This is a genomic window from Clostridium sp. UBA7791, assembly GCF_002480755.1.
Lineage (GTDB): Bacteria > Bacillota > Clostridia > Clostridiales > Clostridiaceae > Clostridium_J > Clostridium_J sulfidigenes.
The window spans coordinates 669,892-684,517 of the sequence record NZ_DLCT01000003.1; the positions used below are offsets into that span (position 1 = coordinate 669,892).

Below are 14,626 nucleotides of genomic sequence, written 5' to 3' on the forward strand. Positions count from 1 at the left end.
TCATAATGATTTATTATAATTAGAAAGTATATTATAATAAGTTTTAAATTAATGGAGGAGTATAGATGCAAGTGGATATACTTATTGTAGAAGATGAAGTTAAAATTTTAGAAGTTTTGGAAGCATATCTAAAGAAAGCTGGTTATGGTGTTATAACAGCAATAAATGGAAGTGAAGCTATATATAAATATAAACAATACAATCCTAGATTAATAATACTAGATCTAATGTTACCAGATATATCAGGAGAAAAAATTTGTGAAATCATAAGAAAGGAATCAGAGGTTCCTATAATAATGTTAACAGCCAAGGTAGAGGAAGAAAGTATCTTGAAGTGTTTTTCTCTAGGGACTGATGATTATATAACAAAGCCATTTAGCCCTAAGCAGGTAGTGGCTAGAGTAAATGCAGTGTTAAAAAGAGCATTGAATTATAAACAGGATAATGTTTTATCCTTTAATAAGGGAGACCTAGTTATAAATTTAGATACTTATGAGGTAAGACAAGGTAATAATTTAGTAGAATTAACTCCTTCGGAGTTCAAGATACTTTTAGCTTTATGTGAAAGTCCAAAGAAAGTATTCTCTAGAGGAGAACTTCTTGATCGAGCTCTAGGGGATGATAGTGATGTTTATGATAGAATAATAGATTCTCATATTAAGAATTTAAGAAGTAAGATAGAGGAAAATAGTAAAAATCCTAAATATATATTAACAGTTCACGGCATTGGATATAAGTTTGGTGGTGAATAATTTGATGAAATTGAAACATAGGCTTACTTTGACTTTTTTATTATTTTCTATGACAATTATTCTTTTAATTAGTTTTTCATCTCATATATTTATGAAAAAAAACTTTAATAGATATCTAGAGGATATTATAGAAGGAAGAAAAAAATCACTGATTAAAGATATAAGTAATACTTATAAAAATGGACAATGGGATAATAAAAATATAGAAGACATAGGGATTGAAGCTATAAATAATGGATTTATTATAAGCATAAAAGATATTTCAGATAATGTAATATGGAGTGCTAAAACTCATAATAGTAGTATGTGTGAGGCAATGATGAGTAGAATGGGTTACAATATGAGCATTGTAAATCCAGGATATAAAGGTGATTATACTGAGGAAGTATATAATTTGAAAATAGATGAAAAATATGCGGGGATTCTTGAAATAGGCTATTATGGTCCCCTTTATTATAATGATTCTGATGTGATTTTTTTTAAAACCTTAGATAATATATTAATTTTTGTGGGGATTTTTTCTTTAGGTATCTCCATATTTATAGGAATTTTAATTTCTACTTCAATAAGTAAACCTATAGGAAGCGTAGTTAAAGCCACAAATTCCATAGCTACAGGCAAATATAAAAATAAAATAAAAGAGGAAAGCAATATAAAAGAAATTAATGAAATGATTAGTTCAGTAAATACTTTGGCTTTTAGTTTAGATGAAGAAGAAAAGATAAGAAAAATCATGACTAAGGATATCTCTCATGAACTTAGGACTCCATTAACTACCATGCAAGGACAACTGGAGGCATTAATAGATGGAATTTGGGAGCCTACAGAAGAAAGGCTGCAAAGTATTCATGAGGAAGTACGGAGATTAAGTAGGTTAGTTGGTTCCTTAGAGCATCTTTCTAGATATGAAAGTGAAGATTTGATTTTAAATAAAAATGAAGTTGATATAAAGGAATTAGTAGAAATGATTCTAATTAATTTTGAAAAGGAACTTCATGATAAAAATATCAGTGTGAACAATAAATTAGAAACTTTTATTATAAATGTAGATAGAGATAAAATTACTCAAGGGTTAATAAACATCATTTCAAATGGAATAAAATATACTGAACAAGGGGGAATAATTGAAATTACCTGTAATGAAGGAAAAAATATAGCAATAATACACATAAGGGATAGTGGCATAGGAATTTCTAAAGAGCACTTACCTTATATTTTTCAGCGATTTTACAGGGCTGATGAATCAAGAACTAGAGCTACAGGAGGAGCTGGTATAGGTCTTACCATATCAAAGGCAATAATAGAAGCTCATGGAGGAAATATAAAAGTTAAAAGTGAAGTTAATGAAGGAACGGAATTTATAATAGAAATACCTAAGGTATAATAAATTTTAAAAATGACTATATTAAATATTAACATTTAGTTAATTTTGATACAGTCATTTTTAATAATATTTGTTGTGAGAATTTAATTCTTGATACCATAGGAATTGGATACGGGACAATAAAATATAGGTAACTTCGGTGGACAATAAGTAAATAGGTAAAATATGAATGTAGCTCCAACTAACATAATAATGGCTATCTTATTCATTATTGGTGGAAATTCAGGTAGTAACATTAAGTTATAACTTACTAATAGTCCTATTAGAATACTAACTTCAAAGATAATTAAATCTTTAAGCAGTGAGTGATGGCCATTCTTTTTAAGCATTTCATAATAAAGAACTAACATTGAAATTGTTGTAATATAAGCGCTTAGAGTCTTTGCAAAGAGAAAATTATTTACATATTTACCCACGAAAAAATATTCTATAATAGCAAAGATTAGAGGAGACCAAAAGGTAAGCTTACAGTGTTCCCATATACTTTCATTAACGGCAAAGATACCAGAAGTAAAAGATAATTTGTTTGTTGCTTCATAGCCAAAATGTATTAATGCACCTATTAGGAAAATCATGATTGCACCAATGCATTCCCACATTAATAGTGTGGATTTCATAAAATATCGCTCCTTAATTATTGATTTTTAAAATAAATTTGAACATATTAATGTATATGAAATATTAATGAATAATATATTAAATAATTTATAATAATAAATTGTAAGTAAAAATTTTTATTAGTGCTTATATGGATGAAAAGTGGTAAAATATAAGCATATGTTATAAATGGAAAGGGTAGGTGGATTAAAATGACATATGATAAAATTAAATTACCTTATGAATACAATGGATTAGAGCCACACATTGATGCTTTAACAGTAGAAACTCACTACGGCAAACATTTACAAACATACGTAAATAATCTTAACAAATTACTTGAAGGACATGAAGCTCTTACTGAAGGTAAAACTTTAGAACAATTGTTAGAGAATTTAGATAGTATTCCAAATGAAATTCGTCAAGCAGTTATTAATCAAGGTGGAGGCGTGGCAAACCACAATTTTTACTTTAGTATTTTAACACCAGGAGGAAAAGGTGAACCAAAGGGAGAATTACTTGAAAAAATCAATAAAGCTTTTGGAAGTGTTGCAAATATGAAAGAAGCTGTTTCTAAAGCTGCTATTGGACAATTTGGTTCAGGCTATGGATGGCTAGTTTTAAATAGTGATGGTGAGCTAGAAGTTATGGCTACTTTAAATCAAGAATCTCCTTTAAGTAAAGGTAAAAAACCACTTGTAACAATCGACGTTTGGGAACATGCTTATTATTTAAAATATAAGAATGTAAGACCAGATTATGTTAATAGTATTTGGAACTTATTTAACTGGGATAAGATTCAAGAAGTATATGAAAGCTATAAATAATTTAGTTTAACATTGGATAACCAAGGCTTAAAGCCTTGGTTATTTTAATATAAAGAACTTGTACACTAATTAGAATATAGGAGTTAAATATATTTATAAAATTTTTAATATGTATCTATTGTGTATAACACAATACTATGATAACATAAGTATGTAAGGGTACTATGTAAAACGTAGTACCAAATTTAAAAGGGACTACTATGTTTTACATAGTGAAGTTGCTAAAGGTTTAGAAGGATTGTGTAATACACAGTAACTTCTATATTTTTTAAGACACTATTGTGTTTTACATAGTATAAGGATAGTTAAAATATATATAAAGAAAAGTATGTTGTTAAAACTTAATAAAGGAGGTTTAGATATGAGTACACAACTCAGAAAGGGTGTAATTGAAATCTGTGTTCTCACACTTATAAATGACAGAGATATGTATGGGTATGAAATTGTAGAAAATATTTCAAGAGTTATGTCAGTAAAGGAAAGCACTATATATCCATTATTGCGAAGACTTACTACAGAAGGAAATTTTGAAACCTATATGGTGAAGTCAGAAGGTGGCCCAGATAGAAAATACTATAGGATTACAGACTATGGAAAAGGTAATTTAAGTACTTTAGTTAAAGAATGGGATGAGTTTGTAAGGGATGTAAATTTAATATTAGGATGTTATAGGAAGGAGAATAAGAATAATGACTAAAAATGATTTTTTAGATATACTTAGGGATTACTTAAAGGGAGCTTTTAGTGAACTTGAGATAAATGATATATTAAGAGACTATGAAGAATTTTTCTTAAATGGAGAATTACAGGGAAAGAGTGATGAGGAGATTATAAAAACATTAGGTTCTCCTAAGAGCATTGCAAAAGAATTAACTGAGGAGATGAAGGGACAAGGCAAATCTACAAGTAGTAGCAATAGTGAACTTAAAGATAAAGTTTCTAAGGACGCTAAAAATCTTTGGAAAAATGTAAAGAGACAAGGAAAAAAGGCAGGTAATAAGACTAAGGAATTTTTAGATTCCAATTCAGTAATTAACGGAAAGATATCTTCTGCTGGAGTAAAATTAATAATAGTTGTTATAAGTATTTTATTATTTTTCCCAGCTTTAACAATAGTTATGTCTATGATAGCCAGTGGTTTAGGACTTGTTGGAATGTCAATTGCAAACTTTATAGGTTATCTAGGAGCTGCCTTCCTGTGTGGAATTGATATATCTATGGGAGTGTTTGGATTCTTTGCTTGTATAGCATGGACTGGATTTATTATTTTGTGTTGGATCTTATACTGTTTAGTATATAAAGGATTAAAATACTTAGTAGTGAGCTATATATCTTGGGTTAAAACTAGAAATATGTATGTAAGAGTTAAAAATCAACAAGAAAACACTGAAGGTAATGAGAAGAATACTGAAAGTGCTACTGAGAAAAATGAAGAGATAGAAGAAATTTCTGTAGAAGATAAGGCTTACGAAGAAAAGCCTATTTTTACAGAAGATATAGATGTAGATTATAAAGCAGAAAATATAGATGATAAGGAGGAAAAATTTAATGAATAGATGGAAAAAATCTCTTATTGTGGCTGGAGTGTTTCTTGCAGTAGGAATTACAGGGTCCATTATAAGTGGAGCATATATGATGCCTAAAATTGCAAATGAAGTTTATAGAGTTCAAAGAGAAATAATAAATGCAACTCCTTCGGAAAGAGAAGTATTCGCAACAGATAAACAAGTTGATGTTGTTGATATTTCATCCTTAGAAAATAAAGGGTATAATGTAGAAATTAAATCTTCATCAGATAAAAATACAAGGGTTAAGGTACTAGAATATATAGAAAATGATATGAAGGTACAAACTTCCTATGATGCTAATACAAAGGGTCTTAAAGTTGTAGGAGACAGAACTATGTATAATTTTTTTGAAGCAAAAAATATAAGGGGATTTTTTGAAAAATCTTATGATGCAATTATTTACACACTTATGGAAGAAAAAAATAATAATGCTCAAATTGTTATAGAAGTTCCAGTGGGAGTAGACATTAATTTTAATAGTAATTATTATACAAACCTAACAATAAAGGATAGTAAAGTTTTGAAAGATACATTGATTTTTACAAGTCCTAGAGGGGGATATGTAAATTTACCACATAATAATACTCTTAAAAATATTAATATTAAAACTAGCAATTATTTAGAAATAGACTTAAGGGAATTTATAAATGCTGAAAATGTTAAAATAGATTGTAATAATGCTAGGGTATATTCAGGAGGTACTTATAAGGATTATGGAGAAGGAAAAGTGCTACCTAATAATGTTACCATCAATGCTAATTATATAAATATAGAATCCTACATGCCAATAGGAAAAAATGTTATATTAGTTGGAAGGGATGTAGAGTATACCACTGATTTTGACAATTATGCTATGAAGGTTAATTTAAAAGATAATCTTGGAGGTAGAGTATACTTTGATGGAGCTGATTTAGGTAATGAAGAAAACTTTAATTCAGTAACTTCTAATAGTAGTTATGAAGGGTATATAGGGAGAGGAAAAAAGAAGGATTTTCAATTAAGTGTATCTGGATATGATATATGTGAATTTGAACATTCATCTACTACTGATTTAGAAATGGAGTTATATAATTAACTTTTAGAATTGGAAGAGTGTAGTTAAATTTGTTTAATGACAATTTGCTACACTCTTTCTTATATGACTAAAATGTAAGAAAACTATTAATTATGTAAGGTAAGGTTTATGGTGAAAAAATAGTTAAATATATATAATGATATTTGTAAAGAGAAGTGTAGTGATTAATACAACCTTAATCTAAATACTATTGAGGCTAAGAGTTAAATTATTGTAACTACAAAATTTTAATATAGATTGAAGGAGAATTATGTATGGAGATTTTAAGAGTTGAAAACTTAAAGAAGTATTATGGAGAAGGAAATAGTCAGGTTCGTGCTTTAGATGATATTAGCTTTAGCATTGATAAAGGACAATTTGTAGCTATAGTAGGAGCTTCAGGTTCTGGAAAGTCTACATTACTTCATTTAATTGGAGGATTAGATATACCTACTAGTGGAAAAGTATTTATAAATGATATAGACATATACAAGCAAAATGAAACTGGTCTTAGTATCTTTAGAAGAAGAAATATAGGATTTATATTTCAATTCTTTAATTTAATGCCTATTCTCGATGTAGAAGAAAATATATCTTTACCTGCCCTTCTTGATAGTGAGAAGGTAGATAAAAAATATTTAGATGAAATTATATCTATGATCGGTCTTGAAGATAGAAGAAAACATATTCCATCAGAGCTTTCAGGAGGGCAGCAACAAAGAGTATCAATAGCAAGAGCACTTATAAATAAGCCATCTATAATTCTTGCAGATGAGCCAACGGGTAATTTAGATAGTAAGAATTCTAAGGAAGTTATAGAGCTTTTAAAGGTTACCGCTAGAAAGTATAATCAAACTCTAATACTTATAACTCACGATAGGAATGTGGCTGAACAAGCAGATAGAGTTATAACTTTAAGTGATGGAAAAATTGAAAGTGATAAAACTATGGCATAGGGGGAAGAAACATTGATTAATAGTTATAAAGCTTTAAGTGGAAAATACTTAAAGGATAATAAAAAAAGGACAATATTAACTATAATAGGAATAATATTGTCAGTAGCACTTATAACATCAATATGTACTTTTATATTAACAGTGCAGAATTCTATGATTGAAAATTCAAAGAAAAGTATGGGGGCATTTCATCTTGCTATAACTAATGTATCTGAAGATGAAATAAATAAGATTCAAACTAATATAAATGTTAATAGTTTAGGGGTTATGATTAGTAAAAATGCTGTTCCATTTATAAAGGATAAAAACATTGAACTTAACTATTTAAATGAAGCTGCATTTAAACTTATGAATATAAATTTAGAAGAAGGCCAATTACCTAGGAGTAATAATGAAGTTGTTATTGAAAGGTGGATTCTTAGATATTTTGATGAAGAAGTTAAAGTAGGCGATATAATTAAAATACAAGATGAAGATGGAGATGAAAAAGATTATACCTTATCTGGAATAGCTAAAGATGATTGGCAAAATCAAAGTGAAGGAATATCAAAGGCTTATTTAATAAAGAATGATAGTAATGTGAAAGAAGATTCCACAGTATTAGTTGAAATTAAGGATGAAGCTGATAAACAAGAAGTGATTAAGGAAGTATCTAATCTTGTTAGTAGTAAAAGTAAAGTAGTACAAAATAAAGATTTACTAAGACTTATAGGGGAGTCTAGTAATGCGGATATGAATAAATCTCTATTTATGATAGTTTTCATTGTTATAGGAATTGTTGTTTTGGCTACAGTAGTGGTTATTTATAATGCTTTCCATATTAGCATAGCAGAAAGAATGAAGCAGTTTGGATTGTTAAGAGCTATTGGAACTACTAAAAAACAAATTATGAATTTAGTAATTAGAGAAGCATCTATTATGATATTTATAGGTATTCCTCTTGGAGTATTCTTTGGAATAGTGGCTGTATATTGTATTGCATTTACCTTTAATAAGATGTCAGGATTGGGTGAATTTTCAAACCTTAAAGTAGTAACATCACCATTTGTACTATTATTAAGTAGTGGTATAGGAGCAGCAACTATATATGTTTCAGCTTATCTACCAGCTAGAAGTGCAGGTAAGATTTCACCATTAATAGCTATAAGTAGTCAATCTTTAATTAAGAAAGAAAAGAGAAATAGGAGTGGTAAATTTTTAGGGAAATTCTTTAAAATAGATACAGCCATGGCTCTAAAAAATGTTAAGAGAAATAAAAGAAGATTTTATATCACTGTATTATCTATGGCTATAAGTGTAACTCTATTTGTAACGTTTATGAGCTTTGCTAAGTTCTCAGATAATTTTTCTGAGAAGGTTACTGAAGATAATGACATTGCATTTACCATTCATGATAATGGTAATACTGAAAAACTAGATGCTATAAATAATAAATTAATTGAAGAAGTAAGAAATATTTCAGGGGTAAGTGAAATCTATAAACATTATAATTTCATATTAACTCAAGGATTTGTTGAGAATTCTGCTATACCTAAGGAAGTAAGACAGTGGGCAGCAGAAAATAGGGATGAAGATTTATTCAAGAGTAAAGTTGATGGAAAAGACAAATCGAAAATTAGTGTTGTATTTCAAGCCTATGAAGAAAATAAGTTAAATGTGGCTAAGAAATATATTAAGGAAGGTAGCATTGATAATCTTAAAGATGGAGAAGTAATTATAGTTAGAGAAACAACATTCTTTGGAGATAAGAGAAGTCTTATTGCACCCATGGCTAAACTTAAAGTAGGAGATGAGATACTAATTAGTGATGTGGAATATTCAGATGGACAAGAGAACTTTAATAGTAAGGAGCTTAAGAAGGTTAAGGTAGCAGCAATTATGGATGTTCAGCCTTTTAGTGATTTAGATTATCAAGGAGTATTAAATGTTATAGGAAGTAAGAATACTGTTAAGAATATAATAGAAGGCAATCAGCAGCAGATGAAAAATTTTAGAGTTACAGATATGGGAATAAAAATTAATGATGAGAGCTATTTAGATAAAATAGATAAGTCGCTAAAAAAGATAGAAAATACTAATGCAGGAATTGGCTATTATAATAAAATAGAATCTGCTAAAAGTGAAAAGGCGTATAAATTGCAAATGAGTATATTGCTTATGGGATTTATAATAGTAATAACCTTAATAAGTGCAGTAAACATTGTAAATACGGTAACTACAAATATTCTTCTTAGAAATAAGGAAATAGCAGCTTTAAAAGCTATAGGGATGACAAGGAAACAAGTGAGAAAAATGATAACTTTTGAAGGTGTATTATTTGGACTATATGGAGGAATTATTGGTTCAGTAGCAGGTACTATACTAGCATATATACTATATAATCCTATGTCAAATATTAGGGATTTCAAATTTACATTACCATGGAATAGTATTGTTATTTCTATTGTAGCTGTAATTATTATGGGATATGTTTCGGCATTAATACCTCTTAGAAGATTAAGTAAACAAAATATTATTGATAGTATAAGAGGTGAGTAAATAATATAGACATATTATTAAATAAAACAGTTATTCCAAAATAAGAATAAGAAATAGATAAAACAAAAATCCAAGGAAATATTCTTTGGATTTTTGTTTTAATATAATTATAACCTAAGCTTTTTAAAATCCCTATAATGTTATATGATTTTAATGATAAAATTAAGTTATAAATGCAAGTTTTAAAGTAGTGTTAATAAATAATTTGAAAATTTTTTTATGGAGGAGGTTATGTAATGAATAGAATTTTATTAGTTGAAGATGATGAGGCATTGGCTTTAGGAGTAGAATATACCCTTCAAGAAGAAGGGTATCAGGTTTTTAGAGTGGGTTCTATAGAGAATGGAAAAGAAAAATTTAATAATGAGGAGTTTGATTTAATACTTCTAGATATAAATTTACCTGATGGAAGTGGATATGACTTTTGTAAATACGTGAAGGAAAAGAAGGACACACCTATAATATTTTTAACTGCTTTAGATGAAGAGGTAAATATAATTTTGGGATTAGATATAGGTGGTGATGACTATATAACAAAACCTTTTAGAGTAAAGGAGTTATTATCAAGAATTCGTGTAGTTTTAAGAAGAGTTGGCAAAGGTGATAATAATATAACAACTTTAAGATCCGGAGATATAATTATTAACACATCTAGTGCAGAAGTATCCAAGGGTAATGAAAAGATATCATTAACGGCAAAGGAATATAGGCTTCTTTTAGCATTTCTACAGAGTCCAGAAATATTACTTAGCAAGGATCATATATTAAAGGAATTATTTGGTGAAGAAGGCGCATATGTAGAGGAAAATACTCTTTCAGTTTATATAAAAAGACTTAGAGAAAAAATAGAAGATAATCCTAGTAAGCCAGAATATGTTATAACGAAAAGAGGACTAGGCTATATGTGGATAAAAGAAGTTGTTAATGGAAAGTAGGAGAAATTAATGAAAGAGCTTATAAATCCAGAATTAAAAAAGAGTTCCGTAGTGTTATTATTTATAGTTATAATATTTATATTTATCGTTAATATGTGGATTACTTTTTATTTTAATAACATAAAGAGTCAATATATAGATGGCAAGGCCGCAATGTTATCTACAATGGTAGAAAAATTTCCTAATCTTGAAGCGGATTTAGTAGAGGCAACCTTTAAAGTGCCAACAAAGGAAGGGATAAAATTAGGAGAAAAAATTATAGATAATTATGGTTATAAAGACAATATAAATATAATGTATATAGATGGAATAAATGAAGCTTTTAAAAATAGTAAATTTATATTTATAATTATAGGTAGTACATTTGGAGGTTTATTAATATTATTAAATTATATTCAGTATAGAGGTATATATAGTCGAGTAAGAAATTTGACAAGAGCCTCAAAGGAAATATTAGAGGAAAACTATGATGTAAATCTTTATGAAGAGAAGGAAGGAGATTTTGCAAAACTTTCCTATGGATTTAAAAATATGAGACAAGTTTTACAAAGTCAGATGGTAGATTTAAAAAAAGAAAAGGAGTTTCTAGTAAATATATTATCAGACATATCTCATCAATTAAAAACACCACTATCTGCCCTTATTATTTATAATGATATTTTAAGTAATAAGAAAATTAGTGAAGATAATAGGGAAAAATTCTTACATAATAGCAAGACACAATTAAATCGTATGGATTGGCTTATAAAAAGTATATTGAAGCTAGCCAAGGTAGATGCAAGAGCAATTGAATTTAACATGAAGGAAAATAGCTTAGTTAATACTATTTATGAAGTTATAGACAATGTTGCAATGATGGCAGCAGAAAATAAAGTTAATATAGTATTTGAAAGTAATATGTATGAAGAAACGGTAATAAGTAATATAGAAGAGATTAATAAAAAAAATAAAAATAAGTTTATGTTTAATTATGATGAGAAATGGTTAGGAGAAGCGTTGATTAATATAGTTAAGAATGGTGTAGAACATAGTTATAATGGTGAAATCCATATAGAACTTGAAGAAAATCCCATAAATACAAAAATTGTAATAAGGGATAATGGAGTGGGAATTAGTGAAAAGGATCTTCCTAATATTTTTAAGAGATTTTATAAAGGGGGAAAATCTGAGTCTGTTGGAATTGGATTATCTCTTAGTAAATCAATTATTGAAGCCCAAGGAGGATATATAGAAGTTAAAAGTAAAGTGGACATAGGTACTGAGTTTAAAATTGTACTTATGAAAAGTATCTAATATAAATTAAATAGATAGTAAAAACATTGAAGAGTTTAACAATTTAATCTATTTGTAATTTTATACTGAAAAATGATATAATGACCAAGGGAACATATTTTCATGTTTCTTATTTTACCTTAAATATAAGGCTAAATAGATAAAATTTTCTATTTAGCCTTTAAACGGTATTTGAGAGTAATATTCTTATATAAATTTTAAGATTGGGGATGAGATAATGGAAGTTTTATTGGTTATTGTAATTATATTGTTAATTATAAATATATATTTTACTCTAAAATTAAAGGATTCTAGAAGCAGAATGCAAAAGGGCAGTGCAGCCGATATTGAGAATTCAATCTTACATATAGAACAAAGGGTAGGAGATATAGATAAAAGTGTTGATAAATTAGAAAAAGCCTTTAGAGATGAAATCTCTAGAAATAGGGAAGAATCTCGTAAAGGTGAAAAAGAAGCTAGAATTGAGTTGAACCTTCAAATACAAAGGTTAAGTGATGCTATTTTAGGTAGAATGAGTGAAATAGCAAATTTTCAAAAGAATCAACTAGATACATATTCTAATACTATAGAAAAATCACTTAAATCTTTTGAAAATCAATTTTCTAAAAGTGTTAATGAGTTTAATAATCTTCAAAAAGAAAAATTTAATGATTTATCCCAAAAACAAGGTGAGTTGCTTAAGTCTACTGAGGATAAGTTAGAAAAAATGAGGGAAACTGTGGATGAAAAGTTACAAAGTACATTGGAGAAGAGATTAGGAGAATCCTTTAAGTTGGTAAGTGAAAGATTGGAAGTTGTGCATAAAGGACTAGGTGAGATGCAAACCTTAGCTATGGGAGTAGGAGATTTAAAAAAAGTTCTTTCCAATGTTAAGACTAGAGGAATCTTAGGAGAAATTCAATTGGGAAGAATTTTAGATCAAATTCTTACTAAAGAACAGTACGATATAAATGTAGTAACTAAGAAGGGATCTAGAGATAATGTGGAATTTGCAATAAGACTTCCAGGTAAGGATAAAACCTCTGATGTAGTATACCTTCCTGTAGATTCAAAGTTTCCTTTGGATGTATACCACAATTTGGTGGATTCCTATGATACTGGAGACCAAAGTTTAATAGAAGAAGGTTATAAAAAGTTAGAAACAGCTATAAAGAAATCAGCTAAGGATATTAGAGATAAATATATAGACCCACCTTACACCACTGATTTCGCAATTATGTTTTTACCAATAGAAGGTCTTTATGCAGAGGTAGTTAAAAGAACTAATTTAGTTGAAATTCTTCAAAGAGAATATAAGATAAATATAACAGGCCCAACAACTTTAGCAGCACTTTTAAATAGTTTACAGATGGGATTTAGAACTCTTGCAATTGAAAAAAGATCTAGTGAAGTTTGGAATGTACTTGGAGCAGTTAAAACAGAGTTTGGAAAATTTGAAGAGGTGCTTAAAGCTACACAGAAAAAGTTAAATCAAGCAAGTACAGATTTAGATAAGCTTGTAGGTACAAGGACTAAGCAGATTAATAAAAAACTTATGAGTGTAGAAAGTTTGACAAATGATGTATCAGAGAAATATATAGATGTACTTTCTATAGATGAATAGTTAAATAGAAGTATATTCTAGATCATTTTTTCAAAATATATATAAAAGATATTTTAGAATTACATGTAGAGATGTACTTTATTACAGCTGAAAAATAAAAAATACATAACAAATGAAGCCATATTTTAAACAAGGAGGTTTTTGAAGTATGGATATAATGGATGATGTGAAAGAGCGACTTTCAATCTTTAAAAATATATATGATATGATAAGAATAATTAATCCCAATAATAATAAAATTTTATCAACAGATAACAATACTATAAATACTGATACACATTGCTATGAGTTATGGAATAGGAATGGTATATGTGAAAATTGTATTTCTAAACAAGCATATGAAAGCAATGAAACAGTAGTAAAAATAGAGTATAACAAAAACAGGATTTTTCTAGTTATGGCTTCTCCTATAAATATTGGCAAGGAAACCTATATAGTTGAGTTAGTGAAGGATATATCAAAAGGAGGAGCTATTATAGATAGAGAGAGGGAATATGCAGAATCTATTGAGAAGTTTTTGAAAAATATACAAGAAACTACCCTAATAGATGATCTTACAGGTGTATATAATAGAAGGTACATAAGAGAGCGATTAGAAGTTGATGTTGAGAAATCTATAAGGGAACAAAAATCTATGTCTGTTATAATGGCAGATATAGATTATTTTAAGGAAATTAATGATACCTATGGTCATATAGTTGGAGATAATGTATTAAAAGATTTTACGAGAATTGCTTCAAAATATATTAGAAGCAATGGAAGTGATTGGATTGGACGTTATGGTGGAGAAGAATTTTTAATTGTTTTAAATGATACAGATGAAGATAAAGCAGAAATTATTGCAGAAAGAATTAGGAAGAATTTAGAGGAAACGACCCTTGAACATAAAGGAAATAAGTTTAGTATAACCTGTAGTTTCGGAGTATATGGCTTTAGAGATTTAGATATGAATACCGAAGATATAATATATAGAGCAGATATAAACCTTTATGAGGCTAAGGAAAAGGGGAGGAATACTACCGTTGTTAATAAAAATAGGTTAAGAGATTAATAAAATTATAAAAAGTTTATGATTATTATTTTAAAGTACATAACAAAGAAAATATATGGATTTATTAA

General features: G+C 28.2%; 13 protein-coding genes. 12 read left to right on the plus strand and 1 reads right to left on the minus strand.

The features are described from left to right. Positions 1–65: 65 nt before the first annotated feature. Together B3Z56_RS04855 and B3Z56_RS04860 are read left to right on the plus strand one after the other, a co-directional pair. Entirely contained in the window at positions 66–752 is a 687-nt protein-coding gene (locus B3Z56_RS04855) for a response regulator (protein WP_035131911.1), read from the plus strand. A 4-nt stretch (positions 753–756) separates the two neighbouring features. Then, positions 757–2,136, plus strand: coding sequence for a sensor histidine kinase (locus tag B3Z56_RS04860; RefSeq protein WP_346848995.1), 1,380 nt, complete (start codon positions 757–759; stop codon positions 2,134–2,136). A gap of 83 nt (positions 2,137–2,219) precedes the next feature. Here B3Z56_RS04860 and B3Z56_RS04865 read toward each other — a convergent pair whose 3' ends face one another. Then, positions 2,220–2,753 carry a DUF6512 family protein gene (locus B3Z56_RS04865; RefSeq protein WP_346877871.1) on the minus strand — a complete coding sequence of 178 codons (534 nt, stop codon included), beginning with the start codon at positions 2,751–2,753 and terminating at the stop codon, positions 2,220–2,222. A gap of 192 nt (positions 2,754–2,945) precedes the next feature. On the opposite strand from B3Z56_RS04865, the gene B3Z56_RS04870 reads away from it, so the two are divergent. The 10 genes from B3Z56_RS04870 to B3Z56_RS04915 all read left to right on the plus strand — a co-directional run bounded on the left by B3Z56_RS04870 (position 2,946) and on the right by B3Z56_RS04915 (position 14,558). Further along, a complete protein-coding gene (locus B3Z56_RS04870) occupies positions 2,946–3,560 on the plus strand; it encodes a superoxide dismutase (protein WP_346878364.1) in 615 nt (204 codons plus the stop codon). Between the two features lie 361 nt (positions 3,561–3,921). Continuing rightward, positions 3,922–4,257 (plus strand): PadR family transcriptional regulator, encoded by a 336-nt coding sequence (locus tag B3Z56_RS04875; RefSeq protein ID WP_035132636.1) that lies wholly within the window; start codon positions 3,922–3,924, stop codon positions 4,255–4,257. Then, positions 4,250–5,116 carry a DUF1700 domain-containing protein gene (locus B3Z56_RS04880; RefSeq protein ID WP_346848900.1) on the plus strand — a complete coding sequence of 289 codons (867 nt, stop codon included), beginning with the start codon at positions 4,250–4,252 and terminating at the stop codon, positions 5,114–5,116. Before B3Z56_RS04875 ends, B3Z56_RS04880 begins: the two co-directional genes overlap by 8 nt. Beyond that, the gene (locus B3Z56_RS04885) at positions 5,109–6,203 is read left to right on the plus strand and encodes a hypothetical protein (RefSeq protein WP_346878365.1); all 1,095 of its coding nucleotides are present in this window, start codon (positions 5,109–5,111) and stop codon (positions 6,201–6,203) included. The genes B3Z56_RS04880 and B3Z56_RS04885 overlap by 8 nt, the downstream gene beginning before the upstream one ends. A gap of 254 nt (positions 6,204–6,457) precedes the next feature. Beyond that, positions 6,458–7,138, plus strand: a complete 681-nt coding sequence (locus tag B3Z56_RS04890; protein WP_346877870.1) for an ABC transporter ATP-binding protein — start codon at positions 6,458–6,460, stop codon at positions 7,136–7,138. Positions 7,139–7,150: 12 nt separating this feature from the next. Then, positions 7,151–9,676, plus strand: coding sequence for an ABC transporter permease (locus tag B3Z56_RS04895; protein WP_346878366.1), 2,526 nt, complete (start codon positions 7,151–7,153; stop codon positions 9,674–9,676). 236 nt (positions 9,677–9,912) lie between these two features. Beyond that, positions 9,913–10,611, plus strand: a complete 699-nt coding sequence (locus B3Z56_RS04900; RefSeq protein ID WP_150842884.1) for a response regulator — start codon at positions 9,913–9,915, stop codon at positions 10,609–10,611. A gap of 9 nt (positions 10,612–10,620) precedes the next feature. Then, positions 10,621–11,904, plus strand: a complete 1,284-nt coding sequence (locus B3Z56_RS04905) for a HAMP domain-containing sensor histidine kinase (RefSeq protein ID WP_346848904.1) — start codon at positions 10,621–10,623, stop codon at positions 11,902–11,904. A 217-nt stretch (positions 11,905–12,121) separates the two neighbouring features. Beyond that, entirely contained in the window at positions 12,122–13,507 is a 1,386-nt protein-coding gene (locus B3Z56_RS04910; protein WP_346878367.1) for a DNA recombination protein RmuC, read from the plus strand. Positions 13,508–13,655: 148 nt separating this feature from the next. Continuing rightward, a complete protein-coding gene (locus tag B3Z56_RS04915) occupies positions 13,656–14,558 on the plus strand; it encodes a GGDEF domain-containing protein (RefSeq protein ID WP_346848905.1) in 903 nt (300 codons plus the stop codon). Positions 14,559–14,626 lie beyond the last annotated feature (68 nt).